23 protein-coding genes are annotated in these 26,586 nt (G+C 64.7%); 14 read left to right on the plus strand and 9 right to left on the minus strand.

The genetic code is table 11. The annotated features are described in order from the left end of the window. Window positions 1-20: 20 nt before the first annotated feature. Window positions 21-1,160, plus strand: coding sequence for an isobutyryl-CoA dehydrogenase (locus tag ACK4SV_RS00450; protein WP_409915811.1), 1,140 nt, complete (start codon window positions 21-23; stop codon window positions 1,158-1,160). A 94-nt stretch (window positions 1,161-1,254) separates the two neighbouring features. On the opposite strand, the gene ACK4SV_RS00455 is transcribed toward ACK4SV_RS00450, so the two are convergent. Next, window positions 1,255-2,103, minus strand: a complete 849-nt coding sequence (locus tag ACK4SV_RS00455) for an SDR family NAD(P)-dependent oxidoreductase (RefSeq protein ID WP_409915812.1) — start codon at window positions 2,101-2,103, stop codon at window positions 1,255-1,257. Window positions 2,104-2,228: 125 nt separating this feature from the next. On the opposite strand from ACK4SV_RS00455, the gene ACK4SV_RS00460 reads away from it, so the two are divergent. The 3 genes from ACK4SV_RS00460 (at window position 2,229) to ACK4SV_RS00470 (ending at window position 4,190) form a co-directional block, all read left to right on the plus strand. Then, complete coding sequence (locus ACK4SV_RS00460; protein ID WP_409915813.1) at window positions 2,229-2,615, plus strand: globin; 387 nt, start codon at window positions 2,229-2,231, stop codon at window positions 2,613-2,615. A gap of 80 nt (window positions 2,616-2,695) precedes the next feature. Next, complete coding sequence (locus ACK4SV_RS00465) at window positions 2,696-3,247, plus strand: cytochrome b (protein WP_409915814.1); 552 nt, start codon at window positions 2,696-2,698, stop codon at window positions 3,245-3,247. A 103-nt stretch (window positions 3,248-3,350) separates the two neighbouring features. After that, window positions 3,351-4,190 (plus strand): TauD/TfdA dioxygenase family protein, encoded by an 840-nt coding sequence (locus ACK4SV_RS00470; protein ID WP_409915815.1) that lies wholly within the window; start codon window positions 3,351-3,353, stop codon window positions 4,188-4,190. Between the two features lie 7 nt (window positions 4,191-4,197). Here ACK4SV_RS00470 and ACK4SV_RS00475 read toward each other — a convergent pair whose 3' ends face one another. Next, a complete protein-coding gene (locus ACK4SV_RS00475) occupies window positions 4,198-4,485 on the minus strand; it encodes a PilZ domain-containing protein (RefSeq protein ID WP_409915816.1) in 288 nt (95 codons plus the stop codon). 123 nt (window positions 4,486-4,608) lie between these two features. On the opposite strand from ACK4SV_RS00475, the gene ACK4SV_RS00480 reads away from it, so the two are divergent. Both ACK4SV_RS00480 and ACK4SV_RS00485 read left to right on the plus strand, forming a co-directional pair. Further along, window positions 4,609-5,667 (plus strand): enoyl-CoA hydratase/isomerase family protein, encoded by a 1,059-nt coding sequence (locus ACK4SV_RS00480; protein WP_409915817.1) that lies wholly within the window; start codon window positions 4,609-4,611, stop codon window positions 5,665-5,667. A gap of 258 nt (window positions 5,668-5,925) precedes the next feature. Next, a complete protein-coding gene (locus ACK4SV_RS00485) occupies window positions 5,926-6,420 on the plus strand; it encodes a MarR family winged helix-turn-helix transcriptional regulator (protein WP_409915818.1) in 495 nt (164 codons plus the stop codon). A gap of 94 nt (window positions 6,421-6,514) precedes the next feature. Here the strand turns inward: ACK4SV_RS00485 and ACK4SV_RS00490 are convergent, their stop codons facing one another. After that, a complete protein-coding gene (locus ACK4SV_RS00490; RefSeq protein ID WP_409915819.1) occupies window positions 6,515-6,940 on the minus strand; it encodes a DUF2141 domain-containing protein in 426 nt (141 codons plus the stop codon). 169 nt (window positions 6,941-7,109) lie between these two features. Between ACK4SV_RS00490 and ACK4SV_RS00495 the strand changes: the two genes are divergently transcribed. Genes ACK4SV_RS00495 through ACK4SV_RS00505 form a run of 3 tightly spaced genes read left to right on the plus strand, consistent with a single transcriptional unit; the run spans window position 7,110 to window position 12,590 of the window. Then, window positions 7,110-7,835 (plus strand): ImuA family protein, encoded by a 726-nt coding sequence (locus ACK4SV_RS00495; RefSeq protein WP_409915820.1) that lies wholly within the window; start codon window positions 7,110-7,112, stop codon window positions 7,833-7,835. Continuing rightward, on the plus strand, window positions 7,735-9,330 hold the full coding sequence (locus tag ACK4SV_RS00500) for a Y-family DNA polymerase (RefSeq protein WP_409915821.1): 1,596 nt from the start codon (window positions 7,735-7,737) through the stop codon (window positions 9,328-9,330). The genes ACK4SV_RS00495 and ACK4SV_RS00500 overlap by 101 nt, the downstream gene beginning before the upstream one ends. After that, window positions 9,327-12,590, plus strand: coding sequence for an error-prone DNA polymerase (locus tag ACK4SV_RS00505; RefSeq protein ID WP_409915822.1), 3,264 nt, complete (start codon window positions 9,327-9,329; stop codon window positions 12,588-12,590). Before ACK4SV_RS00500 ends, ACK4SV_RS00505 begins: the two co-directional genes overlap by 4 nt. A 44-nt stretch (window positions 12,591-12,634) precedes the next feature. Here the strand turns inward: ACK4SV_RS00505 and ACK4SV_RS00510 are convergent, their stop codons facing one another. After that, a complete protein-coding gene (locus ACK4SV_RS00510) occupies window positions 12,635-13,423 on the minus strand; it encodes a sulfotransferase domain-containing protein (RefSeq protein WP_409915823.1) in 789 nt (262 codons plus the stop codon). A 169-nt stretch (window positions 13,424-13,592) separates the two neighbouring features. Between ACK4SV_RS00510 and ACK4SV_RS00515 the strand changes: the two genes are divergently transcribed. From ACK4SV_RS00515 to ACK4SV_RS00525, 3 genes are read left to right on the plus strand one after another with little or no spacing between them, the layout of a single operon-like run. After that, window positions 13,593-15,962 (plus strand): glycoside hydrolase family 3 N-terminal domain-containing protein, encoded by a 2,370-nt coding sequence (locus tag ACK4SV_RS00515; RefSeq protein ID WP_409915824.1) that lies wholly within the window; start codon window positions 13,593-13,595, stop codon window positions 15,960-15,962. A 2-nt stretch (window positions 15,963-15,964) separates the two neighbouring features. Next, entirely contained in the window at window positions 15,965-17,041 is a 1,077-nt protein-coding gene (locus ACK4SV_RS00520; protein WP_409915825.1) for an SMP-30/gluconolactonase/LRE family protein, read from the plus strand. 12 nt (window positions 17,042-17,053) lie between these two features. Beyond that, complete coding sequence (locus ACK4SV_RS00525) at window positions 17,054-18,412, plus strand: gluconate:H+ symporter (RefSeq protein ID WP_409915826.1); 1,359 nt, start codon at window positions 17,054-17,056, stop codon at window positions 18,410-18,412. Here the strand turns inward: ACK4SV_RS00525 and ACK4SV_RS00530 are convergent. Further along, complete coding sequence (locus ACK4SV_RS00530) at window positions 18,409-18,912, minus strand: gluconokinase (protein ID WP_409915827.1); 504 nt, start codon at window positions 18,910-18,912, stop codon at window positions 18,409-18,411. The genes ACK4SV_RS00525 and ACK4SV_RS00530 overlap by 4 nt on opposite strands. A 356-nt stretch (window positions 18,913-19,268) precedes the next feature. Here ACK4SV_RS00530 and ACK4SV_RS00535 point away from each other — a divergent pair, with 356 nt between their 5' ends. After that, a complete protein-coding gene (locus ACK4SV_RS00535; protein ID WP_409915828.1) occupies window positions 19,269-20,633 on the plus strand; it encodes a DEAD/DEAH box helicase in 1,365 nt (454 codons plus the stop codon). A gap of 42 nt (window positions 20,634-20,675) precedes the next feature. Here the strand turns inward: ACK4SV_RS00535 and ACK4SV_RS00540 are convergent, their stop codons facing one another. From ACK4SV_RS00540 to ACK4SV_RS00555, 4 genes are all read right to left on the minus strand, one after another. After that, on the minus strand, window positions 20,676-21,647 hold the full coding sequence (locus ACK4SV_RS00540; protein WP_409915937.1) for an NAD(P)H-binding protein: 972 nt from the start codon (window positions 21,645-21,647) through the stop codon (window positions 20,676-20,678). Window positions 21,648-21,757: 110 nt separating this feature from the next. Then, a complete protein-coding gene (locus ACK4SV_RS00545) occupies window positions 21,758-22,531 on the minus strand; it encodes a DUF2189 domain-containing protein (protein WP_409915829.1) in 774 nt (257 codons plus the stop codon). A 167-nt stretch (window positions 22,532-22,698) separates the two neighbouring features. Further along, complete coding sequence (locus ACK4SV_RS00550; protein WP_409915830.1) at window positions 22,699-24,957, minus strand: putative bifunctional diguanylate cyclase/phosphodiesterase; 2,259 nt, start codon at window positions 24,955-24,957, stop codon at window positions 22,699-22,701. Continuing rightward, the gene (locus tag ACK4SV_RS00555; RefSeq protein ID WP_409915831.1) at window positions 24,947-25,477 is read right to left on the minus strand and encodes a methylamine utilization protein; all 531 of its coding nucleotides are present in this window, start codon (window positions 25,475-25,477) and stop codon (window positions 24,947-24,949) included. The genes ACK4SV_RS00550 and ACK4SV_RS00555 overlap by 11 nt, the downstream gene beginning before the upstream one ends. 235 nt (window positions 25,478-25,712) lie before the next feature. Between ACK4SV_RS00555 and ACK4SV_RS00560 the strand changes: the two genes are divergently transcribed. Beyond that, window positions 25,713-26,582 (plus strand): DUF3034 family protein, encoded by an 870-nt coding sequence (locus ACK4SV_RS00560; RefSeq protein ID WP_409915832.1) that lies wholly within the window; start codon window positions 25,713-25,715, stop codon window positions 26,580-26,582. Window positions 26,583-26,586: the final 4 nt, after the last annotated feature.

Here is a 26,586-nt window from a genome sequence, read left to right on the forward strand (position 1 = left end):
CCAATCCGGAAGTATCGCCAATGAGCCTCATGTTCACCGACGAACAGCAGATGATCCGCGACATGGCGCGCAAGTTTGCCGAGGACCAGCTTGCGCCCCATTCGGAAGCCTGGGACCGGGACAGCCATTTCCCGGTGGATGTGATCCGCGAGAGCGCAGCGCTGGGCTTTGCGGGCATCTATGTGAGGGAGGATGTGGGCGGATCGGGCCTGACGCGGACGGATGCGGCGCTGATCTTCGAACAGCTCTCCTATGGCGATGTCTCGACAGCGGCGTTCATCTCGATCCACAACATGGCGAGCTGGATGATTGACACGTTCGGCTCCGAGGCGCAGCGCAAGGCCTGGCTGCCGCGGCTGACCTCTATGGAGCTGATCGCCTCCTACTGCCTGACCGAGCCGGGGGCAGGATCGGACGCGGCAAGCCTGAAGACGAAGGCCGTGCGCGAGGGCGATGAGTATGTCATCACCGGGACGAAACAGTTCATCTCCGGCGCGGGCACATCGGACGTGTACGTGCTGATGGCGAGAACCTCCGATGACGGAGCAAAGGGTGTTTCCGCCTTCATCATCGAAAAGGATGCGCCGGGTCTGTCCTTCGGGGCGAATGAGCGCAAGATGGGTTGGAAGAGCCAGCCGACACGGCAGGTGATCCTCGACGGCGTGCGTGTGCCGGCGGCCAACCGGATCGGTGAGGAAGGGCATGGCTTCCGCTTCGCGATGGCGGGGCTGGACGGCGGGCGGCTGAACATTGCCGCCTGCGCGCTGGGCGGGGCGCAGCTGGCGCTCGACAAGGCGGTGGCCTATGCGAAGGAACGCCAGCAGTTCGGCAAGGCAATTGCCGATTTTCAGGCGACGCAGTTCAGGCTGGCAGATATGGAGACCGAGCTGCAGGCCGCGCGGCTGATGCTGTATGAAGCGGCGGGACGTCTTGATGGCAAGACGCCGGACGCGACGCGCTGGTGCGCGATGGCGAAACGCTTCGTGACGGATACGGCGTTTCGTGTGGCCAATGACGCGCTGCAGATCCATGGCGGGTATGGATACCTTGCGGATTACGAGGTGGAACGGATCGTCCGGGATCTGAGGGTTCACCAGATCCTTGAGGGGACGAACGAGATCATGCGGGTGATCATTTCGCGGGATATGCTGAAGGGGTGATGGCGCGCGCTGCCGCATTTCCTGCTTTGCGCTGAGAAGCAGCAGCCCCTCATCCCCAACCCCTTCTCCCGGAGGGAGAAGGGGCTTTTAGGCATCAGTAGCGAGGCGTCCTGCCGCGGATGCGGTCGAAGCCGGCCTTGATGGCGTCGAAGCGGGCTTCGATGACGGGTTCGAACTGCAGGTCAGTGAAGATGTGGGGCCAGTCGCCTTCGATGGCTTCGCGGACGAGTTCGCCGACATAGAGGGGGTCGATGCCGCTGGCGATGGCTTCGGTGACGGCTTTCAGGACTTCCGTGCCCGGACCTTCAATCGGGCCCGACGGGATCTGTCCCTGGAAGCGATCCGGGATGTTGCGCGAGGACTCAAGGATGTTGGTGCGGATCACGCCGGGGCAGAGAACGGAAACGCCGATGCCGCGTGCGGCGAGTTTCGGGCGCAGATCCTCCGACAGGGCAACGACGCCGAATTTGGTAACGTCATAGGACGGGTTGGTCAGCGCGACCATGCCGGCGATGGAGGCGGTGGAGACGATATGGCCGCCCTCGCCATGGGATTCGATCAGCGGGCCGAAGATTTCAAAGCCCCAGACGACCGACATGAGATTGACGCCGATGACCCAACGCCAGGCGGGATCATTCCAGGTGCCATAATCGCCGCCGCCGCCTACGCCGGCATTGTTGACGAGGATGTGGACCTTGCCGAAATGCTCGAGGGTGGCGTCTGCGGCGGACTGCAGCTGGTCCTTCAGCGAGACATCGGCGAGGACGCCGTCGACATCGGCATTGGTGGCCTTGAGGCCTTCGACGGCGGCGTCGAGCGCGGCCTTGTTGATGTCGCAGAGCATGACCCTGACTCCGGCCTGCGCGAGCGCAGTGGCGATGCCGAGGCCGATGCCGGAGCCCGCGCCGGTGACGAAGGCGACCTTGCCATCCAGATCTTGCATATGTTCCCTCCCGAGGATGTTTTGCGGGGCAGAATGCGCCGGGCGCGCGGCGCGCGCAATTGCCGCGTTGGCTTCACGCAGCGGAAGTTTTGACGGGGCCTTTCGCCGGTGACACGGTGGGGGTCATGCCGGGCGAGCTGGTCATCGAGAGCCTTGAGAAGGCGGGCGAAGTGTGCGCCGACCCGGCGCCGCTGATCTATGCGCGGCTGTTCGAGCTTCGCCCGGACTATGCCGCGCTGTTCGAGATGGATACCGATGGCGGTGTGCGCGGCTCGATGCTGGCGACGTGTTTCGAGGTGATCCTGGGGATCATTGACGGGCAGCCGAGCCAGCGGGTGATCCTGTCGGCGGCGCGCTTCAGCCATGGCGGATATGGCGTGCCGGAGGCGGACATTGATGTGATGTTCGAGGCGATCCGCGACACTTGCCGCCGCCTGATGGGGCCAGCGTGGAGCGAGGCGCATGAGGCGGACTGGGACGCGGTGATGCGGGAGATTGCGGCCATCGCCTGACGGGCGGGGCGGGGATCAATTGCGGGTTTCCTTTTGGCGCGGCTGATTTACTCTCCCTTCAAAACGGGGAGGAACGGGCCATGACCGATCACAGCCAGTCTGTGTATGGCGGGGTTTCGCGGGCCAATCACTGGATCGGGGCGCTCTTGTTTGCGGGCGTTCTGTCTGTGGGGTTCTACCTTGCCTATAGCGGCATCGAGGGGCCCGACCGGCGCTCTCTGATGGGGATGCACCGGGCGACGGGGACAGTTCTGCTGCTGTTCGCGCTGTGGCGGGTGATCTGGCGCCTCCGGCAGGGGTTTCCCTCTCCGCTGGACGGGGTGCCGGCCTGGCAGGTGATTTTCGCTCGGATCACGCATTGGGGGCTGATCGCCTGTATGCTGGCAATGCCGCTGTCGGGCGTGTTCATGATGTCGCTGCTGGGCGGGCGCGGCATTGACATCTACGGGCTGTTCACGATCCCGCCGATCCTGGAGATCGAGGGCATCCGGCCCATCGGCCGGCAGGTCCACGGGATTGTGGCATTCACCTTCGTGGGCCTGATCGGGCTGCACATCCTGGGCGCGCTGAAACACCTGCTGATCGACCGGGACGGGACGGTGCAGCGGATGCTGGCGGGCGGGCGCCGCTGAAGCCTGCCGAGGTTTCCGGCAGGGTTATTGTCAATTCCGGCGGGCCGGGTTTAACTGTCGCCCACAAGAGCCTGCCGGGTGCGAGTGGGCCGGGAGGAACCACATGCAGATCACATCCTTGCCGGGCGCCGGCGCGGAGATTACCGGTGTCGATATCAGACATCTGAACGAGGATGAGTTCGGGGCCATCCGGCAGGCCTATGCCGATCATGGCATCATCTTTTTCCGCGACCAGACACTGAGCGAAGATGACCACATCGCCTTTGCCCGCCGCTTCGGGCCCATCAATATCAACCGCTTTTTCCTGGCGCATGAGCGCTATCCCGAAATTGCGCTGGTGCTGAAGGAGAAGGAGCAGAAGACCAATATCGGCGGCGGTTGGCATACGGACCATTCCTATGATGCCGAGCCGGCGATGGGCTCTGTGCTGGTCGCGCGGCAATTGCCGGATGCAGGCGGGGATACGTGGTTTGCCTCGATGTATGCCGCCTATGAGACGCTGGACGCGGCGACGAAGGAAGAGATTGCGGGCCTGCGCGCGGTGCACTCGGCCAAGCATATCTTCGGGTCGGGCGAGAGCAATTTCTACAAGGCCAATGAGGATACAGACGGGCGCATTGCCAATACGGCAGCGGCGGATGCGCTGGCGGATGTGACCCATCCGGTGGTGATCACGCATCCCCTGTCAGGGCGAAAGGCGCTGTATGTGAACCCGGCCTTCACGACGCGGATCGTGGGGTATGATGAGGAGGCGTCAAGCGCGCTGCTGATGCGCCTCTATGCCCATGCGATGAAGCCGGACCATGCGCATCGTTTCAAATGGCGGGATGGATCGGTGGCCTTCTGGGATAACCGGGCGACCTGGCATTGGGCGATGAATGATTATCACGGCGAGCGCCGCCTGATGCACCGCATCACGATCGAGGGGTGCGCCCTCAACTGATGCCGGCTCAGTCCGCCCGGAATTCGACGCCCATTTCACGGCCGCTTTCCCAGCGCTTCATGCAGACGCGCGGGCGGCGGAATTGCGGGAGCATCATGACGAATTCTTCCGGCACAGCCGCGCCTTCCGGCAGGACGATGCGCGCGCCGCCGGGCGAGATGTCGCGCAGTTCGCACTCCATCCGGCCGAACAGGCCGACCCGGATATAGGCCTTGCCCTCGACACGTATGCGCACGCCGCGCCTGTTATACTGCAGGAACGGCTGATGGTTGATCTCAGGGCGCGCTTGCGTCATGGGGGGCTGTCGGGTGGCTGCCGGGACTTTGACCTTGGCACACTCGAGTAAAGCCCGATCAAAACAGATCGAATAAATTCAAAGGATTGCGCTCAGGGCGCGTTCAGAGGTGGGGAGCGTTGCGTGAGCGTTGGCGTACATGTCCGGATTGAGGGCCAGATTGGCCGGGTGACCCTGGCGCGGCCGGAGGCGCTGCACGCGCTGAACACAGGGATGTGCGCGGCGATCCTGGAGGCGCTGACGGCCTGGGCCAGCGACCCGCAGGTGTGCCTTGTCTGGATCGACCATGAAGCGGGGACGCGCGGCTTCTGTGCGGGCGGCGACATCCGGATGCTGGCGGAGAGCGGAGCGGGCGATGCATCCGAGGCGCGCGGCTTCTTCCGCACCGAATACCGGATGAATGCGGTGCTGAAGGCGTTTCCGAAGCCGGTCATCGCGGTGATCGACGGGGTGACGATGGGCGGCGGGGTTGGTCTTTCCGTCCATGGTTCGCACCGGGTGGCGACGGAGCGCACGCTGTTTGCGATGCCGGAGACGGGGATCGGCCTGTTTCCGGATGTCGGCGGGGGCTGGTTCCTGCCGCGCCTCGGCGATCAGCTTGGCACCTGGCTGGCGCTGACCGGCGCGCGGCTGAAGGGTGCGGATGTGGCGGCGGCGGGCGTGGCGACGCATTTCCTGCCATCAGAGCTTGTGCCGGCGCTGGCGAAACAATTGGAGGCTGCGGACTTTTCGGTTGATCCGCGCGGGATGCTGGACGAGATCCTCCGTGGGCTGACGCATACGGTTGCAGCGCCGTCTTATGCGGCGGTGGCTGGGACCATTGCGCGCTGCTTCGCGTTTGATACGGCCGAGGAGATCGTGGCGGCGCTGGAGGCGGATGGGAGTGACTGGGGGAAGGCGGAGGCGGCGACCATCCGCGCGAAGTCTCCGGAGACGGTGAAGGTGGCGCTGCGCCAGTTGCGCGAGGGGGCGCGGGCGGCGACGTTTGAAGAGAATATGCGGATGGAGTTCCGGATTGGCTGGCGCAAGGTGCAGAGCCATGATTTCCGCGAAGGCGTGCGCGCCGTCATCATAGATAAGGACAATGCCCCGGCCTGGTCGCCGGCGCGGCTTGAAGATGTCAGCGAGGCGGATGTGGGGAAATACTTCGCGTCTCTTGGTGAGAACGAACTGACATTTTGAGGTGAGGCCGCGCGCGGCGTTATTCTTTTCAAGTATAGATGTTTGAGCCGCGCAGGTTTTGCTTGCGCGGCTTTTTCATGCGCAATGTGCCGGAATGAGACGGAAAGTCTTACCAAAACATGTTTCGGGGCAGTAACGGTAAATGATTTCTCTGTTTTGTTAACCAACATCACTTGCGAAACAGATGTGCTTATCAATTTATTAGGCCGGATGCTGTAACTCTACTCAAACTACAACAAAAGTTGAGTGGTGGTGAAAATGATGATGATCGACATGCAGGAAACTGCACCGGCAACTGTTGGCGACTCTTTCCTGAAGTCGCTCTCCCTTCTCGAGCAGGCGCATCGCCGTCTGCACGATGTGGTCAAGGATGATCTTGAGCGTGGCGGCGAGCGGTCGCTGACCGGCGTCCAGGCGCTGCTGCTCTATGAGATCGGCGAGGGCGATGCCCCGGCTTCCGTGTTGCGCGCCCGCGGCGCCTTTGCCGGCACGAGCCTCTCCTATAACGTCAAGAAGCTGCAGGAGGGCGGCTATCTCGTCCAGACGCGGTCGGATGACGACAAGCGCACGGTGACGCTGCGCCTGACCGATCGTGGCCGGAAAGTCCGTGCACGGGTTCAGAAGCTGTTCGAGAAGCAGGCCAAGGCCCTCGAGCCTACGGCCAGCGTGCGCGCCGATGACCTGTCGCAACTCAACAAGACCATTTCGCGCCTTGAGCGCTTCTGGTCGGACCAGATCCGCTACCGTCTCTGATCGTCCGGCGAAGGCTTATCAAGACTGGGAGGAAAGGCCCCGGAACCCAAGCGGTTCCGGGGCCTATAATTTTCGGGGATAATCCTTTCACGGATTATTCGGGATAGATCATCTTCAGCGTGATGGCCTTGCCGTCTGCGCCGACGGTGACGCTGGCCTGCTCGAAGGTCGGGGCAGCTGTCAGGGTCTCTGCCTTGAGGGTGGACCAGCCATCGGCGGGGCGGCCATCGGGCATGAGATCGAAATTGCCATTGGCTTTCAGGTCGTGCCAGGCGGAGATGGCGTAGCGGCCTTCCGGCAGGTCGAAGCTGAGGGTGAGGGTGCCCTCGGCAGGTGCGGCGATCATTTCACCGGCGATGCCGTCGTCCTTCATATACTGGCTTTCGGTCTGCACGCCGACATAGAGCGGGCCGGGATGGGCGCGTACGCCCTCAACGGTGACGGTGAGGGTGCCGGCGCTGGCGATGCCGGAGGTGAGGAAGGCGCCGAGGAGGGCGGTTGCGAGTCTGGGGCGGGTCATCTGGGGGCTCCTGTCTGGGGGTGTACGAGCTTTGTAATTCAAAGTGAGTTATAGAGTCAACAAAGAACTTTGAAAAGCAGAGCTTGCTCGAGACGGCGGGGGCGGAGGGTCTGAGCCTGTTTTCCGGGGGTGCGCTTGACTCTCCGGTAAAAGAACAAAATAAGAACTCATGAGCCTCGAGACCCTCCGATCCAGCGGCCTTGTGCGCCCGCTTACCCTGCCGGCTCCGGCCGGGCTGGCCTTTCCTTATGGCCTCGGACGGACGGGCCTGCACGAGATGGCAGAGGCCGCCTATGGCGCGCGGGCGGCGATGACGGGCTTCCTGTGCGCCGTGATGCAGTCGGCGGAGGCCGGGGCGTGGATCTGGGTGCAGCAGGCTTCCTTCCGGCGCGAGGAAGGCAGCGTTCCTGAGCGCGCGCTGGCCGACAGCCCGTGCGTACTGCGCCTGACGGTCGAGGCCCGCAATGGCCGCGAGGCGCTCTGGGCGGCGGAGGAGGCGGTTGTCTCCGGCGCCGCGAGGCTGGTGATTGCAGAGGTCGATGAGGCGGATTTCACGGCCACGCGGCGGCTGGCGCTCGCCTCCGGGCGCCATGGCGTGCCGGCCGTGCTGATGCTGCCTTACAATTGCGCCGGGCCGACGGCGGCAGCCACCCGGTGGCGGATCGGCCCGCGCCCGTCTGCGCCCAACCGGTATGACCCGCACGCCCCCGGCGCGGCCCGCTGGCGGGCAGTTCTGGAACGCTGCCGCGCGGCCCCGGCCGCAACGGGCAAGGCTTTTGATCTCGAATGGACCGATGAAACGCTATCTCTCAGTGTGGTTTCCGGACTGGCCACTGGACCGGCTGCGCCGCGCCCGGCGGCAGGGGAATCCATCCTCCGCAGCCGGGCCGGCTAGGCCGAAGCCGTTTGCGCTTTATGAGGCGTCTGCGGGCGGGCTTACGCTCGTGGCAGCGAATGCGCCGGCGCAGGCGGCGGGCGTGGCGGCAGGGCTGCGCCTGACCGATGCGCGGGCGATCCTGCCGGCGCTCGCCTGCGAGGAATGGGATAGCGGGGCGGATGCGGCGGCGCTGGCCGCGCTGGCGGGATGGATGGTGCGCTTCTCGCCCCTCGTTGCCCTGGATGGGGCAGATGGGCTGATGCTCGACATCACCGGCTGCGCGCATCTTTTCGGCGGAGAGGCGGGGATGGCGGCGGAGATGTCCGCGCGTCTCAAACGGGCGGGGTATGGTCACCGGATCGCGGTGGCCGGCACGCCGGGCGCGGCCCATGCGCTGGCGCGAGAGGCCGGGCCGGGCGCGCCGCCGGTGCTGGCTTCCGGGGAGGAGGCGGAGGGGCTCGCCCATCTGCCGATGCAGGCGCTGCGCCTGTCGCCCGACGCGCTGACGCTGCTGCGCCGTTTCGGGCTGACCCGGATCGGCCAACTCTATGGGATCGACCGGAAGGCGCTCGCCCGCCGGTTCAGGTCAAAGGGGGCGGCCGATGCGGTCTGCCTGCGGCTGGACCAGGCGCTGGGCCGGCGGCATGAGCCGCTTTCCCCGGTTCGTCCGCCAGCGGATTATATTGAGCGCCTTGCCTGCCCGGAGCCGCTCTCGGCTGCGGAGGGGGTTTCCGAAGGGCTGGCGCGCCTCGCCGGGGCGCTGTGCGAGGGGCTTTCGCAGGCGGGGCTCGGCGCGCAGACATTCATCTTCCGGGCTTACCGTTCGGATGGCGGCGTGGCGGCGGTTTCTGTCAATGCCGCAGCGCCGGTGCGCAGCGCGGCGCATGTGCTACGCCTGTTCCGGGAGAAGATTGCCGCGATTGATCCGGGTTTCGGCATAGACCTGCTGACCCTGGAAGCGGAGCGCACCGGACCGATGGAGACCGGCAGCCGGCCGCTTTCGGGAGACATGGCGGGCACGGATTTCGATGCGGCTGCGATTGCGGCGCTGGCTGACCGGATCACGGCGCGGCTTGGCGAGGGGCGCGTGACGGTGATGGTTGCCGAGGCGCGCCACCTGCCGGAGAAGGCCGAGCGGCGGGCGGCGTTTGCGGGGGAGGCGCCCCGGCAGATGGAGGGGCCGCTGCCCGGCGGGCCGAGACCGGTGCGGATGCTGGCGCGGGCCGAAGCGGTTTCTGTGGTCGCGCAGGTGCCGGATGGCCCGCCGCTGCAATTCATCTGGCGCCGCCGGCTGCGCAAGGTCGTGCGCGCGGACGGGCCGGAGCGGATTGCGCCGGAATGGTGGACGAGCCTGCCGCCGCCGCCCGGCGAGCGGGCCGTGCTGCCGCGCGCGCGGGACTATTACCGCATCGAGGACAGCGAGGGGCATCGCTACTGGGTGTTCCGCGAGGGGCTCTATGGCGATGGCCGGGGGGCGCAGCCTGAATGGTTCGTACAGGGACTGTTCGCATGAGCGCCTATGCCGAACTTGCCGTGATGAGCAATTTCTCCTTCCTGTGCGGGGCGAGCCATGCGGAGGAGCTGGTGCGGCGCGCGGCGGCGCTTGGGCTGTCGGCGATCGGGATTGCGGACCGCAATACGCTTGCGGGCGTCGTGCGGGCGCATGTGGCGGCGAAGGCGGCCGGGCTGAGGCTGCTCGTAGGGGCCCGTCTGGCGCCGCGCGACGGGTCGGAGATCATCGCCTATCCCATGGACCGGCCCGCCTATGGGCGTCTCTCGCGCCTGCTCTCCGAAGGCAAGCTGCGGGCAGAGAAAGGCGCGTGTGATCTCTCGCTTGCGGATATTCTGGCGGCCAGCGAGGGCATGATCCTCATCACATTGCCGCCGGATGGGTTGACGCCGGACTTCCGCCGCCAGCTGGAGACCATCGCGCAGGCCGCTGCCGGGCGGGCCTATCTGGGGGCGCGCTACAGCTATGCCGGGCGTAACCGCGAGCGCCTCGGGCGGCTGGCTGAAGTATCGGCAGCTTCCGGCGCGCCGATGGTGGCGATCAATGACGTGCTCTATCACGCCCCGGAGCGCCGCCCCCTGCAGGATGTGCTGACCTGTATCCGCGAGCATTGCACGATCGAGACAGCCGGATACCGGCTGGAGGCGAATGCCGAGCGCCATCTGAAAGGCCCGGAGGAAATGGCGCGGCTGTTTCGCGGGTTCGAGCCGGCGCTGCGGCGGACGCAGGAGATTGCTGCGCGCTGCGGCTTCAGCCTCGACGAGCTTTCCTATGAATATCCCGATGAGCCGGTGCCGCCGGGGATGACCCCGCAGGCGCACCTGGAAGAGCTGACCTGGGCGGGCGCGGCGGCGCGCTATCCGGGGGGGATTCCGGACAAGGTTTCCGTACAGCTGCGCCGGGAACTGCGGATCATTTCGGACCTTCGCTATGCGCCTTACTTTCTGACTGTGCACGACATTGTCGCCTGGGCGCGGGCGCAGGGCATTCTCTGCCAGGGGCGGGGCTCGGCGGCGAATTCGGCGGTCTGCTACTGCCTTGGGATTACCAGCGTCGACCCCGCGCTCAGCAATCTGCTGTTCGAGCGGTTCCTGTCGCCTGAACGGAAAGAGCCGCCGGACATTGATGTCGATTTCGAGCATGAGCGGCGCGAGGAAGTCATCCAGTATGTGTACGGACGGTATGGCCGCCACCGGGCCGCGCTGGCCGCGACGGTGATCACCTACCGGTCGCGCTCCGCGATCCGCGAAGTGTGCAAGGCGCTGGGCCTGAGCGAGGATATTTCCGCGGCGCTTGCCAGCACGGTCTGGGGCAGCTGGAGCGACGGGCTGCCGGACAAGCGCATTGCCGAAGCCGGGCTTGATCCGGCAAACCCGATGATCCGGCGCGCGGTGCAGCTGGCCCGCCAGCTGATGGGGTTTCCGCGCCATCTTTCCCAGCATGTGGGGGGCTTCGTGCTGACGCGCGGGGCGCTGATCGAAACGGTTCCCATCGGCAATGCCGCGATGGAGGCGCGCACCTTCATCGAATGGGACAAGGACGACATTGACGCGCTGGGCATCATGAAGGTGGATGTGCTGGCGCTGGGGATGCTGACCTGTATCCGCAAGGCATTCGAGATGCTGGCGGCGCACAAGGGCATAAGGCATGACCTTGCGAGCCTTCCGCCGGATGATCCGGATACGTATGACATGCTCTGCCGGGCCGATAGCCTGGGTGTCTTCCAGGTCGAGAGCCGGGCGCAGATGGCGATGCTGCCGCGCCTCAAGCCGCAGACCTTCTATGACCTTGTGATCGAGGTGGCGATCGTCCGCCCGGGGCCGATCCAGGGCAATATGGTGCATCCCTATCTGCGCCGCCGCAAGGGCGATGAGGCTGTGAGCTTTCCGCGCCCCTCGCCGGAGGCGGGGCCGCCGGACGAGTTGGAGGCGATCCTGAGCCGCACGCTCGGCGTGCCGCTGTTCCAGGAACAGGCGATGCAGATCGCGATTGATGCGGCAAGGTTTTCCCCGGCTGAGGCCAATGGCCTGCGGCGCGCCATGGCGACCTTCCGCAATGTCGGCACGATCCACCATTATGAGGAAAACTTCGTCTCGCGGATGATCGCGCGGGGATATGAGCCGGCCTTTGCCAAGGCATGTTTCGACCAGATCAAGGGATTTGGTGAATATGGCTTTCCGGAGAGCCATGCAGCGTCCTTTGCCCTGCTGGTTTATGTTTCGTCCTGGATCAAATGCCATCATCCGGATGTCTTCTGCGCTGCCCTCCTGAACAGCCAGCCGATGGGCTTCTATGCGCCCGCGCAGATCGTGCGCGATGCGAAGGAGCATGGGGTCGAGGTGCGCCCGGCGGATGTGAACCTGTCGGACTGGGACAATACGCTGGAGCCGTGCGAAGGCGGGCGGGGGCATCTCGCGGTACGCCTGGGTCTGCGCCAGCTGAGCGGGCTTGCGGAGGCGGATATGCGCCGCCTCGTGGCCCTGCGGGGCGGGGGGTATGAAACGCCGGAGGCGCTGCTGCGGCGAACGGGCCTTGGGCGCAGCGTAGCCGAGCAGCTGGCAGCGGCCGATGCCTTTGCCTCGATGGGGCTCAGCCGGCGTCAGGCGCTATGGCAGGTGCGCGGGGAGGCGGCGGGCGGCGCGCTGCCGCTGTTTGCGGCAACGGATACAGCCAGCCAGGGGATGGAGGCCGGCACGCGGCTTCCGGTCAGTCCGCCCTCGGAGGAAGTGATCCAGGATTACCAGGCCATCCGCCTGTCGCTGAAGGACCATCCGATGCGGTTCCTGCGCGAGGTGTATGCCGGCCGCGGCATTGTCACGACGGCGGAAGCGACAGGCGCGCGCAGCGGGCGGCGGGTGCGGACATCCGGTCTCGTTCTCGTGCGCCAGCAGCCGGGAACGGCCAGCGGGGTCGTGTTCATCACCATCGAGGACGAGACCGGGGTTGCAAACCTGATCGTCTGGCCCTCCGTGAAGGAGCGGTTCCGGGGGGTGATCATGCGCGCCCGCCTGCTGCAGGTGAAAGGAAAAGTTCAAACGGCGGACAATGTGACCCACATCATTGCGGAGGAATTGATTGACTGTTCGGCCGACCTGTCGCTGCTGTCGGAGGATACACTGCGCGATCCTGTCCGGGGCGTCCTGGCGCGGCCGGATGAGGTGGCCCGCCCGCCGGATGAACGGCGCGGTCAGGGCGGCCGGCGCAGCACGGCGCGCCATCCGCGCGATGTGCGCATCATTCCGCGCAGCCGGGATTTTCATTAGGGCGGGTTCCGCTCAGAATCCAATTCCGGCGCGAGCAGAGGCCATCAGCCCGTAGGCATGGGCTCGCAATAGGCCAGATCGAACCAGTCGGCGAGGCTGAGGCCGGTCAGTTGTCCGGTCTTTCGGATGTCATCAGTATAAAGATCAAGCAGGCGGGTGGCCAGCTCAGCCGGGAGCGGCGGCGCCGGCGCCGGGGGCACCGGAACGATGTACCGCTGCTGGACCGATCCGGCGAGATGAGCGTCAAGGCCGAGGAAAGTTTCTATTGCCTGCAGTGTTCCAGAGAGATGCAGCCACATGTGGTCTGTCCGCAGAAAATGTATTTCGCTTCGCGGAAACATCGTCAGCAGGCGTTCGATCTGCGGCGCATAGAAGCCGCGTTCGAGATAGGAGAAGACCCTGTGGACGCCCATGCCGGTGGCCCGCGCCCTTGCGCGGCCGGCATCCGAAATCGCTTCAGCAAAGCTCAGTGTTTCCAGCTTGCGTCCATGTTCCATCCGCCATTGCGAATAGGCCCTGTGCACCGGATGGCGCAAACAGACGATCAGCTGCGCCGCCGGATTGTAGGCGTGCAGCCGAGGCAGGGCGGGCGGCCAGAAGATGGTGATCGGCGTGGCCTCGCCGCGCTTCAGATGGGGCGTCGTCCAGTCAAACTGCGCGTGCAGGCGGGCGTGATCCGGCGCGGACCAGTCGACATGCGTTTCATCATCGAAGTGATGGACTTCCTTGACCCGCGACATGGCGATCTGCGGATGTTGGCCGAGATGCGCCGCCAGAGCGGTGGTCCCGCCCTTCTGAACCCCGATGATGAAGAAATCGACCCGCTGATCCATTGCCGGTCCTGTGGATGAGTGCGGCTTGCACGTCAATCAGGACACGGCGCGAAAGTGGGGGGCCAGTCAGGCGGCTCTGCGCTCAACCAGTGTTTGACAGCGGCGCCGCGCAATGCCAGTCTTGCGAGCGCTAACAAAACGTAAGAATGGCGAAATCTGGGAGGTAGGGATGACATATCCCGAAAGGGCAGTGCCGGCGGCGCGCCTTGGCTATCACGTGTGTGCAGCTGCACTTGGCATCTTGTTTCTGACCGCCTGTGTTTCGCCCTCCCCCAGGGCGGAGCCGGCGCCGGAGCCGCTCGGCAGCGCTCCGGCGGCAGAGGCATTCAGGGGCAGCGAGCGTGTCGAGGCCCTGCTTGCCAAGATGACAACGGCCGAGAAGCTGGGCCAGCTGAACCAGATGGCGGGCGGACGGCAGATTGCGCTCAATTCCCGCATTGATGAGGGCGAACTGGCGCGGGTCCGCGCCGGCGGGGTCGGCTCTTACCTGCACGTTGCGGGCGCAGAATTCCTCGAGACGCTGCAGCGCGTTGCGGTCGAGGAAAGCCGCCTGGGCATTCCGCTCCTGTTCGCGATGGATGTCGTGCATGGCTATCGCACGATGTTTCCCGTCCCGCTCGGTATCGCGGCCACTTTCGATACCGCCGATGCAGAGCTTTCGGCCCGGATCGCGGCAATCGAGGCGACGAGCGCAGGGCTGCACTGGACGTTTGCGCCGATGATCGACGTTGCCCGCGATGCGCGCTGGGGCCGCATTGTCGAGGGCGCGGGCGAAGAGGCATTCTTTGTGGCGGCCATGGCGCGGGCGCAGATCAGGGGGTATCAGGGTACGGATCTTTCTGCGCCGGACACGATCCTCGCCACGGCCAAGCATTTCGGCGCCTATGGCGCGGGCACGGGCGGACGCGACTATGACAGCGCGGACATCTCCGAGCGGACGCTGCGGGAGGTCTACCTGCCGCCGTTCCGGGCCGCGGCGGATGCGGGCGCGGGCAGCTTCATGGTGGCATTCAACGATATTGGCGGGGTTCCGACGACGGCGAACCGGGCGCTGGTCAGGGACCTGTTGCGGGGTAAGTGGGGCTATCATGGGCTTGTCGTCAGTGACTGGAACTCAGTCCTTGAGCTGATCAATCATGGTGTGGCGGAAACGCGGGAGGAGGCCGGCGCGCTGGCGCTTCTTGCGAGTGTCGATATGGAGATGACCAGCGGCATCTATGCCAATGACCTGCAAGCCGCTGTCGAGGCGTCGCCTGCGCTTCAGGCGGCGCTCGATGCCTCGGTCCGCCGTGTGCTGATGACCAAGGAGCGGCTGGGTCCGTTTGACACGCCTTTTGCCTATCATGATCCGGCGCGGGAGGCGGCGGTGATGCTGACGCCAGAGCGCAGGGCGGCGGCGCGGCATGTTGCCGAGCGGTCCATCGTGCTGCTGCGCAATGACAAGGGCCTGCTGCCATTGGCCGAGGCGCCGGGCCGGGTGGCCCTGATCGGGGCGCTGGCGGATGATGCGCGGTCGATGATCGGTTCATGGAAGGCGCAGGGGCGCCCCGAAGACGTGATAACGCTGGCCGCCACCTTGAAAGTACGGCTGGGCGACGATCTGGTCTATGAGCCGGGCGGGCCGGCGCGCTGGGAGGCGGATCCCGCCGCGATTGCGCGGGCTGTGCGCGCCGCCGAGGCGGCCGACATCGTGATCCTGGTGACCGGCGAGGATTATGACCTGTCTGGTGAGGCGCGGTCCCGGTCTGACATTGGCCTGCCAGCGCCGCAGAAGGAACTTGCGCGCGCCATCCTGGCGACGGGTAAACCGGTGATCACGGTCGTCATGACCGGGCGGCCGCTAGACCTCGATCCGCTGGACGCAGAAGACGCCTCCATCCTTCTCGCCTGGTTTCCGGGGACACAGGCCGGGCCGGCGGTTGCGAATGTGCTGTTCGGGGCGGTTTCGCCGGCTGGACGGTTGCCAGCGACGTTTCCGAGGCGGACCGGGCAGGCGCCGTTTTTCATGGGGCACTATCCGACGGGCCGGCCTGCAGACCCTGACCTGTCGAAGGATTCGGCCCGTTACATGGACATTCCGATAACGCCAGCCTACGCCTTCGGGCACGGGCTCAGCTATGGACAGTTCGAGTACGGATCGCTGGGTGTTTCACAAAGCGAACTGGCTCCCGGCGGGGTTGTGACCCTCAGCGCGGCGATTACGAATGTCTCGGGTGTGGATGCGGATGAAGTTGCCCAGCTTTACGTGCGTGATCCGGTCGCGCAGGTTGCCCGGCCGGTGCAGGAATTGCGGGGTTTTGTGCGGGTGAACATCCCGGCAGGTGAAACGCGCCGGGTATTCTTCCGGCTGAAGCCTGAGCATTTCGCCTATCTTGCGCCCTCGGGCCACTATGAAGCGGATGCGGGCCGGATTGATTTCCGGATTGGTCCGGCATCGGATGATATCCGGCTGACGGGACACATTACCCTGACTTCGCCGGTCGTCTCTGCAATGCCCGGCGCGGCAATCGCAGTGGAAGCGGGCACCGAGGAGGAGTGAACATGCGGAAATCATCAAACGCTTTCGCTATCGCAACCGCCGTTGGGTTGGCGGTGTTGCCGGCTTGCGGTGTGGCAGACCGGTCAGAGCGCGCGGAGATAGGCGCGGCCTACGTTCCGGCGTATGAAGAACGTGCACAGATTATTGTCCTGAATGCGGACCTCGCGGCTGATATCCTGCTCACGGGTGCAGGCGTTGAGCGGCTCACGGATGACCTGTTCCAATGGTCTGAGGGGCCGGTCTGGGTCCAGGATGGCGGATATCTTCTGTTCACGGACGTGCCGACGAACACGATGTTCAAATGGAGTGAGGCAGGCGGCCTTGAAACTTTCCTCAAGCCAGCTGGCTATGGCGGGGAGGACCCTGACGGAATTTTCGGCCAGCCCGGCGCAAACGGGCTGATCCCCGGCGACCAGCCCGGCACCATCCTGCTGGCGGATCATGGCAACCGGGCGATTGCGCGACTTAATCTGGCGAGCAAGGAGAAGACATTTCTCGCGACAGATCATGACGGCAAGAAGTTCTCCAGCCCGAATGACCTTGTGCTGGCGGCCGATGGGTCGGTCTACTTCACGGACCCGCCCTATGGTCTCGCGGGGCTCAATGCTTCGCCCCACAAGGAAGCGGATTTCAATGGCGTCTATCGGTGGCATCCGGGTGGAAGGGTCGATCTGATCGATGACAGCCTGACGATGCCCAATGGCATCATCCTGTCGCCGGATGGGTGGACGCTGTATGTTGCCGTTTCGGATCCGGAGGCGGCGCAGCTTTTTGCCTATGATCTTGATGCGGAGGGAAACCCAACCGGCCGCCGGATGCTGGCAGACCTGACGCCGATGGTTGCCGAAGGATATCCGGGCCTGCCAGACGGGATGGCCATGGATACTGCAGGCCGGGTCTACCTCGCCGGGCCGGGCGGGGTCTCTGTCTTCATGCCGGATGGAACGCCTGTCCTCAGGATCGATACCGGCACGGCCGCCGCCAACTGCACATTCGGCGATGATGGCCGAACCCTGTATATCACCTCCGGTCCCTGGCTCGGGCGCGTGCGCCTCAGCGCCGCCGGGCTCGGCTTCTAGGCTGGCGCAAAGATGGGGGAGACCGCCAGCGCCTTCGTGATGGTGGCCGCGAGCATCGCCGCACTGCTTGGCCTGATCCTCCGGGCCCGGATCCCGGCTTTCCTCGCACTTCTGCTCGTCACGGTCGGTTTCGGTCTGGCTTATGGCATGGAGCCCGGCGCCATCATCCGCTCGATCCAGTCCGGGATGGGCGGGACGCTTGGCTTTGTCGCGGTCGTCGTCGGGCTGGGGGCGATGCTCGGCGCGCTTCTGGAATCGTCCGGCGGCATTCGCGCCCTGACACAGGGCATCCTCGGCACGTTTGGCGAAAAGCGCACGTCCCTGTCGCTGGGCTTCCTGGGCTTTGTTGTTGCGATCCCGGTGTTCCTCGATGTGGCGCTGATCATCGTGGCTCCGGTGCTCTATGGGCTGAAGGCGCGAACCGGGCGGCCGATCATCGCCTTTGCGATTCCGCTTCTGGCGGGGCTGGCCGTGTCGCACGCCTTCATTCCGCCAACACCGGGGCCGATTGCGGTCTCGGATATTCTGGGTGCGGATCTTGGCTGGGTCATCCTGCTGGGCGCAGTCGTGGGCCTTCCGGCGATGCTGGTTGCCGGCCCGGTCTTTGCCCGGTGGCTGGAAGGCCGCGCCGGGTTTCAGGATACGGCGCCTGTCCCGCTGGAGGCGGATGAGGCAGGTGGCCGCCCGGTCAGCCTTGCGCTTGCCTTGTCAGTGGTGCTTATCCCGCTCGTTCTTATCCTTGCGGGCACCCTCGTCGATGCCCTCACGAAGGCGGGCGCGGTACAGATTCCGGAGGGGCTTGCGGCTGCCATCATCTTCATCGGCCACCCGTTTTCCGCGCTGATTATTGCCTGCCTGTTTGCCTGGATTGTGTTCGGTCCCGGGCGCGGTGTACCGGCAGACGCGCTGAACCGCGCGATGCTGCGCGGGCTGGAGCCGGCCGGAGTGGTCGTCCTGATCACGGGCGCCGGCGGCGCGTTCAAGCAGATCCTTGTGGATTCGCAGGCCGGCATGGTGCTCGCCAGCGCGCTGACATCGACCGGTGTGTCGCCGCTTTTCTTTGGGTTTTCCGTGGCCGCGATCGTGCGCATTGCGCAGGGGTCTGCCACGGTCGCGATGTTGACGGCGGCCGGGCTTGCAGCGCCGGTGGCGCAGCTGGCAGGGCTCGACGGGGCGGGCCTTGCCCTCATGGTGCTGGCCATTGCCTCGTGCGCAACGGTGCTCAGCCATGTCAATGACAGCGGCTTCTGGCTTGTCAGCCGTTATCTGGGGCTCTCGGAGGCGCAGACGCTGCGGAGCTGGACCATTGCGTCAACGCTGGTCGGCGTTACCGGCTTTGCGGGCACCTTGGTGCTATCACTGGTCGTTTAGGGATCCGTCCGCAAGCGGAGGGCTTCCACGGCGCAGCGCAATTGCTCATCGGGCGCCATGCTGACCGGGATAATGATCGCACTGGCCGGAGGATCCAGGGCTTCAAACTGGCTGCCGAGCAGGTGGGGGTTCATGAAGTGGCCGGTGCGGCGGCGGAGGCGCTCGGCGACCAGCGTCTGATCGCCTGAGAGCCATAGGTACAATGGCTGGCAGCCTGTGCCAGCCTCGATCCATCCGCGTACGGCCGGGTTCAGGGCGGAGCAGGCTGTGACCGATGCCGGGCCGGCCTGCCGGATGGCGCTGCACAGGGCGCTGATCCAGTCCCGCCGGTCAGTGTTTTCAAGCGGGATGCCGGCGGCCATTTTCTGCCGGTTGGCGGCGCTGTGATAATCGTCCCCTTCGATCACCGGCCAGCCAACATGGCTGCCGAGTGAATTGGCCAGCGTGGACTTGCCGCTGCCGGAGACCCCCATCACAATGACCGTGCAAGGACGGATCAACCTTGCCTCCCTGCGCTCTTGGGGGCGTGCAGCGCCTCACAGGGTTTCATCCGGGCAAGCATGAACGGGACACCGGGGACAACCAACCATATGACGCTACGCACATGCGGGGGGGCGTCAATGCAGAAATATCCTTTGACATTTGAAAGGTTCAGGCCCATGTGCGCGCTGTCTGGGCAGCTGTCGTTGCCTTGCGGGGACAGCGTGAGCTGGCGAGGTGGGTTAGCCCCCCTTGTCCTGGGCCCCCCTCAAAGACGGATTTTATCCCCAAAGCGCCCTTCTTCACGCGGGTCGTTCCACCCCGCCACCTGGCCGCATGTGATTGCGCCGGGCGCACACTCTTGTTGAAAGTAAATATGACCAGTTTCCAATCCTTCGGCTTCACCGAGCGCCTTGCGCGCGCCCTTACTGAGGCCGGCTATACCACACCGACACCGATCCAGGCCGGGGCCATCCCGCTGATCCAGTCGGGCCGCGACGTCCTCGGCCTTGCCCAGACGGGCACCGGCAAGACGCTTGCCTTCGCTGCGCCGATTATTGACCGGCTCTCCCGCAAGTCGGGCCCGGCGCCTGTAAGGGGCACCCGCGTGCTGGTGCTGGCTCCGACGCGCGAGCTTGCCGGCCAGATTGCCACCTCGTTCGAAACCTATGGCGCGGGGCAGGGGCTTCGCATCGCCATGGTCTGCGGCGGCGCCAAGATCGGCCCCCAGATCCGCAAGCTGGAGCGCGGCGTGCACGTGCTCGTCGCGACGCCGGGCCGCCTGATCGACCTGATGGAGCAGCGCGCGGTCAGCCTCAAGGATGTCGAAATCCTCGTGCTGGACGAAGCGGACCAGATGCTGGACCTTGGCTTCATCCACGCCCTGCGCACGATTGCAAAACATCTTCCGCAGAAGCGCCAGACGCTGTTCTTCTCGGCCACCATGCCGAAAACCGTTGAAGGCCTTGCTGCCCAGTATCTCACGGACCCGGCTGAGGTCGCGGTGGCGCCCCCGGCGACGACGGCTGAGAAAATCGAGCAGCGCATCTGCTTTGTCGAACAGTCCGAAAAGCAGGCCCTGCTGGCTGAAACGATCCGCCAGCCGGACCTTCGCACCGCGCTCGTCTTTGTACGCACCAAGCATGGGGCGGACGCAGTCGTGCGCCGCCTCGCGAATGCGGATATTGATGCTGTCGCCATTCATGGCAACAAGAGCCAGTCGCAGCGCGAGCGCGCCCTGCAGGCCTTCAAGGGCGGCAAGGTGCCGGTTCTGGTCGCGACGGATATCGCTGCGCGCGGCATCCATGTCGATGGCCTCACCCATGTGATCAATTTCGACCTGCCGGAAGTGCCCGAACAATATGTTCACCGTATCGGCCGCACGGCCCGGGCCGGGCATGCGGGCATTGCGATCTCGTTCGTTTCGAAGGCGGAGCGGGAGTATCTGCGCGCCATCGAGAAGCTGATCGGCATGAAGCTCGCTCCGCGCCCGGCTGATTCGCCGGATGAAGTGCACGGCAATGGTGGCCGCCGGCCCGGGCAGGCGCGCCGCGGTGGCCAGTCCGGCCCGCGCCGGGACGCTTCGTCCCAACAAGGACAGAATGCTCCGCGTTCCAACAAAAGTGGCGGGCATGGCAAACCAGCTTCGGCGCAAGGCGGCGGTGAGGCTCCTCGTGGCCGCCGTCCCGGCAAGCAGGCGCGGCGCCGGCGTCCGGAATATGCCGGTGCAGGCTCGGCCTGACGCATCGTCAGCCAGCGGACGGGTAACAGCCTGGGCGAAACGTCAGAATACGGCGTGATCGCCCCGGTCGTCCTCTGTCTCGCCGCTGAGCATGCGGGCATAATGCTCGAACAGGGTGTCCGATCCGGTGGAGGGTGTGGCGTTCGCGTCATACCTTCCAGATTCCGGATCGAGCACCAGCATCGACTCGGTCGCATAATAATGGCCAATGGCGGCAAGCTCTGCCTTGTCGGCCAGTGTGCGGCTGAAGCGCCCGAGAAGCCTGAGTCCGCCGCCGATAGCTGAAATCATACCCGGCGGGACCTGCTGGAACTTTGCCTCGCGTCCCAGAAGGGCGAACAGTGCTTCGCCCTGATCGCGCGGCGTGATGGCCTCGCCCGGCCCCCCGATCGGCAGGATCCTGTTTTGCCGCGAGGGATCCTCAAGGCAATCGGCGAGGTAGCTGGCGAGGTCGCGGTCGCTGATGGGTTTGCAGGCGGTCAGCCGCCCGTCGCCAAAGATCATGTAGGGCTTGCCCTGCTTTACGCGTTCGACTTGACCGGAAAGCGACTTGAAGAACGCGGTCGGGCGGACGATCGACCATGTGAGTCCGGACGCCATCAGTTCGCGCTCAAAGGCGAGTTTCGCATACTGGAACGCCAGCTTCGGCTTCTGGACGCAGATCGCGGACAGGTGCACGACCTGTGTGACGCCGGCCTGCCGGGCGGCGTGCAGCGCGGCGAGATTGGCCGCATGATCAATCGCCCAGGCATCGCGCGGCGTGCCCGTGCGGGAGGCGAGGCAGGAGACGAGCGCGTCAAATTGCTCGCCGCAGAAGCCGTCCCGGGCGAGCGAGACGTGATCGGTTGCGTCCCCGAAACGAAGGGTTGCGCCGGGCAGAATGCGCGCGGCCTCCTCAGGTGACAGCGCTCCTGCCGGGCCTGCGCGCGGCCGGATGAAACAGACAAGCTCGTGGCCACGCTCGGTGAGAGCGCTGGCAGTCGCTCGGCCAATTGTCCCGGTCGCGCCGACCATGAAGATGCGGCGGCGCGGCGAGGATCGGGAAACAGACGGTGTCATTCGGGGCGCATTCCAGTTCACTGGACCTTAGCTGAGCCCGGCGAGCCTTGCCAACCTCCAGCACGTCAAGCGCCCTGTTGGCGCACGAGCGCCACATAGGCATGCCAGCTTGCAAGGCCGATCACGGGAAAGACAATGATCAAGCCGAGAAATGCTGTCAGCACGCCGAGCGCCGTCAGCCCGGTAATCAGGACAGCCCAGAGGAACATCGGATAGAAGTTCCGGTTCACGGCTCTCACGCTCGTCGCCATTGCCATGAACACGTCGAAGCGGCGGTCGAGCAGCATAGGCGCCGAAATCGCGGTCAGCGAAAAATTGCAGAAAGCCACTACTCCTCCCGTCAGGATGCCGGAGAGCGCCATTGTCTGGCCGGCAGGATCTGTCAGCATGAAGGTGAGAAAGGCCTGTGGCTCGCGAAATATCTGCGGTGTCGAAAGGGCGTAGATGACCTGCGCGATGCGGGTCCAGAGAAAGTAGAGGAAGACGATCAGCAGGCCGAGCAGAAGCTGGTCCCGGCGCATCGCCGCGCGGACCCAGAGCATACCGGACAAAGACGGTTTCCTTCCATCCGAGAGCTCTCTGGCAGCATGGTAGAGCCCCATGCCCAAGAGCGGGCCGGCGATCAGGAATCCGCCCAGCAACACGAAAAACCAGCTCGCCGAACCGGTGGTATACAGCACAAGGAATATCCCTGCACTGATGCCGGAGAGCAGAATACCGTAAAGTGAACAGGTCACCGGGGCGCTCCAGAAATCCCGCCATCCCGAGGCGAGCCAGGTAAGGGGCGCCGACAGAGGTATATCGTTGATGTCGGGCAACCGCGTGACAGGTTCATTCATCAGGTGTTTTCCCATGGTCAACACGATTCGATGCGCCCGCTTGTTCGCTGGCCGGGGCGCTCTTTTTCCGCCGGTTGAAATTCGTATCCTTCGCTGCTTGCACCGGAATAAGGAAAGTTCCGGATATGCCGGGCCAGATACTCTGCAGGCGCTTGACCGCGCAGCGATTAAGCTGTGTGCTTGCGGGCCTGGTGCTCGGACAAGAAGTCCAGCGTGGCGGGCAAGGCCATCGGGCGGGCGATATGGTAGCCCTGCACGCAATCGGCGCCCATCAGGCGCAGCATCTCGACGACCCGCTCATTCTCCACGCCTTCGGCCACGACCGACATGCCTAGCGCATGGGCGAGGTCTACCGTCGACTGGATCATCAGCTGGTCGCAGCGGCCATCCTCCAGCGGCAGGATGAAGGATTTGTCGATCTTCAGCTCATGCGCGGGGATCTGTTTGAGATAGGAGAGCGATGACAGGCCGGAGCCATAATCATCAATCGAAATGCGTATACCGGCATTGCGCAGCAGGCTGATGATCCGCAATGCCTTGTCCGGATCGCCGATCACGGCTGTCTCGGTGATTTCGAAACACAGGTCTGCATTGTTCGCGCGGACCTTGCCGATGGCCCAGATCGCGAAGGCTTCGTCATTCAGTTGCCGTCCTGAAATATTGACCGAGACCGGCAGGAAATGGCCGGCGGCCTGCATCTTCTTCTGGTCTGCGATAGCCCGATCGATGACCCATTCCGTCAGGGGACGGATATGCCCAGTATCTTCCGCCAGCGGAATGAAGGTATCCGGAAAGACCCGGCCTCGGGCGGGATGATTCCATCGGATCAAGGCTTCAAAACCGGATATCTCGCGCGTGTTGAGGCTATATTTCGGCTGGTAGGCGAGGGAGAGTTCATCCTCGCCCTGCATGGCCTGCATCAACTCGCTCATCAGCGAGAGGGTGCTCGACGGGTTGCCATAGGCAGGCAGATCGAATTCGGCTGCCGGGGCCTGGGACTGTTCGGCGATATCCGTCGCAACCACAGCCTGGTCGATCAGGCCGATGGGGGGCGCCTCGCCCTCCCTGGCCACGGCAAGGCCGCAGCAGACGAGCAGGTCAACCGAGGCATCGCCGACCCGGACCGGGCCGGAACACTCCGCTGCCAGCCGGGCGAGTGCGCCTACCGACAGGAATGCTGCGCCTGCCGGCATCAGCAAGGCGAGGTCGGACGTGTTGATCCTGTAGACCGCGCCCCCGCCCGTATAGGCTGTGAGCCGGGCAGCGAGCAGCCGGATTGCTTCGGCTGAGGCGACATGGCCGATGGCCCCGCGAACGGCCGCAAACCGCCGTATACGGATTGCGATGGCGGCATGGCCGGACGGGCTCGCCTGCATGAGGATGGCGAGGTCTTCATTCATGGCGCGCCGGTTGGCGAGTCCGGTTTCGATGTCTTCGCGCGACATGCGCACGATGGCGTCTTCGCGCGCGGCCAGGTCGCCCAGCATCATGTTGAAGCTGCTCGCAAGCCGGCCGAACTCATCATCTGCCGGGACGTGCACCGGTTCGCGCTGCCCGGCGGCAAGCGCCTGAACGGCTTTGTCCAACGCGCCGATGGGCCGCGTCAGCCCCCGCGCGACGAGGCCTCCACTGACGACCAGCAAAGCTGCGCCGGCGAGGCTGAAGATCAGGATTGCCAGCATCATCGGCTGGTACGGTGCCATGGCGGCTTTCATCGGATAGCTGATGACCAGATTGACCGGTTCCTCGCCGCCGAAACGTTCGATTCCCTGCGCTGTGGCAAGCGACCCGCCGCGCAGATAGGCCTGGCCCGGCCGGCCCTCCCAGTCGGCCGCCGGCACGATCGCGGCCTGAACCGGGATGGGGGAGAGGTCCTCCAGCGCGGACATCCGTGCCTCGTCCAGTGGCGACCAGAATATGGCCCAGCCGACCAGCATCGGAGCGTGGACCGGTACGCCAACGGAATGGAAATAATTGCCTTCGTGGAGGACCACCCCGCTGGCTCGGTCCCGGTCGTAAAGGGCTTCCAGCATATCATCTGGCAGAAGACCCTCTTCGCCGCTTGCCGGTATCAAACGGCCATCGGTGAAGGCGACCGCTGCATTGAGCCCTGCCGCGCGCGCGGCGACATTTGCGACGGCTGATGCAATCGTCGGATAATCCTCTGTCGCGACCGCTTCCCGGAACCCGAAATCTGCTGCGAGCACTTCTGCCCGCGCGGTCATGTTTTCGTTTTCCATCTGCCAGATGCGCTCAAAGACGGCGAGGCTGGCCAGAAGTTCGCGTTCAACAGTGCGTTCGGCATTCATCCGGATGCTGAAATAAACGGCCAGCGCGACCATGAGGATGATCAGGCCGAACAGCGCGGAGTAGACGATTGTCAGCTTGCGGCGCAGGGAGCCGCCAGCCCAGCGGCTAATGCCCATGACCGTGCCGTCTCGTGCGCATACGGAGGGTGGCTGTCACCGGGCCGCTGCGATTGGCTGCGGGAACATCGACCCTTGTTTCCTGGCCGGTGGCTTCGGGGTGCCAGATGGTGGCACGGCCGGCTGCGGCGGGCAGATCGATCACGGCTTCGCCGGCGGTGTTGGTCAGGGCTGCATAGGGCGTCTCGACCACCCGGATATAGGCGACCATTTCGTCATGGATGTTGCAGCCGATGGCCACGATGCCGGGCGTGTTGAATGTGGCTGAGCGCTGTTCCTCGCGCCCATAGAGGCGCAATTCGAACCGGTTGCCACGCGAGAAGGAATAGACATGGTGGCGCACACGGTCGAGGTTCGGGAAGCTGACCTCAGCGCCGGCTGGAACAATCAGGATGAACGGATCGAAGGTGAGATTTTCCTGGCTCATCACGAATTTGCCGGATGCCGACGGCTTCGGCGTTCCCGGCACATCCACCATGACGACTGCGTTCGCCACAGGCTGTCCGGAGGCGTCTGTCACGCGAAATGTCACAGGCCCCGCGGAGGCTGTTCCTGCAAGGAACGCGGCTGTCGCGAGACAGGCAATCAGATGGCGGATGAAAGTCTGGACCATACCGGGTGTCTAGCTGCCTGGAATTGCGATAGCGTTAATCAGTTGGAAAAATTCCCGCATCTACAAGCTGTCAGGTCTTGATGTTCCGGGGGTTGTCAAACTCTCCTGGAGGTCGAAAAGTCGATGATCAGGGGATCCCTTCATGAGCTTTCGCATTGTGCTCGGCGCTGCCGGCCTGTCACTCGCCTGCGTGCCGGCAATGTCTGCGCAGACTGTAGAAACTGGCGGAAAGCTGATGTTGACACGCGGCATCTCCACGGTAGAAGGCGCGGGCGGCGGGGGGCTTGCGCCCTGGGCGCTCATCACCGGAAATTCCACCGAAAGAGGAATTGGGGCCTCCGCCCATTATAGTTACGCTGCACTGTCCGATTTCGATATCGAAAGTTTCGGGCTCGCTGCCGGCTTCTATGACCGGTTCGAGATTTCCTATTCGCGCATGACACTCGACACGCGCGATGCGGGCGCGGCGCTGGGGCTCGGCGAAGGGTTCGAGATTGCGCAGGACATCTGGGGCGCCAAGCTGCGCGTTGCCGGAGACGCCATCTATGCGCAGGACAGCTGGATGCCGCAGATCGCGGTCGGTGCGCAGTTCAAGCGGTCAAACCGGGAGGATCTCGTCAAGGCGCTCGGCGCCGAGGATCACACCGGTGTGGATATCTATGCCTCGGCGACAAAGCTCTTCCTGGCGGAAAGCATCCTGGCGAATGCGACCTTGCGCTACACGAGCGCGAACCAGACCGGTCTGCTCGGCTTTTCCGGTTCTGACGATGCCAGCCTGCAGCCTGAATTCTCCATCGGTTACATGCTCAGCCGGCGATTGATCGTGGGCGGAGAATACCGTTTCAAGCCGGACAATCTGGCTTTCGCGCAGGAAGATGATTTCTTTGATGTCTTCGGCGCGTATGCGGTGAACCATAACCTGACCCTGACAGCCGGCTATGCCGACCTCGGTTCCATTGCGACCTTTGGCGGCCAGCGCGGTGTTTATCTCAGTGCACAGATCGGATTCTGACGCG

Origin of the sequence: Hyphomonas sp. (assembly GCF_046313735.1) — a bacterium.
GTDB lineage: Bacteria > Pseudomonadota > Alphaproteobacteria > Caulobacterales > Hyphomonadaceae > Hyphomonas.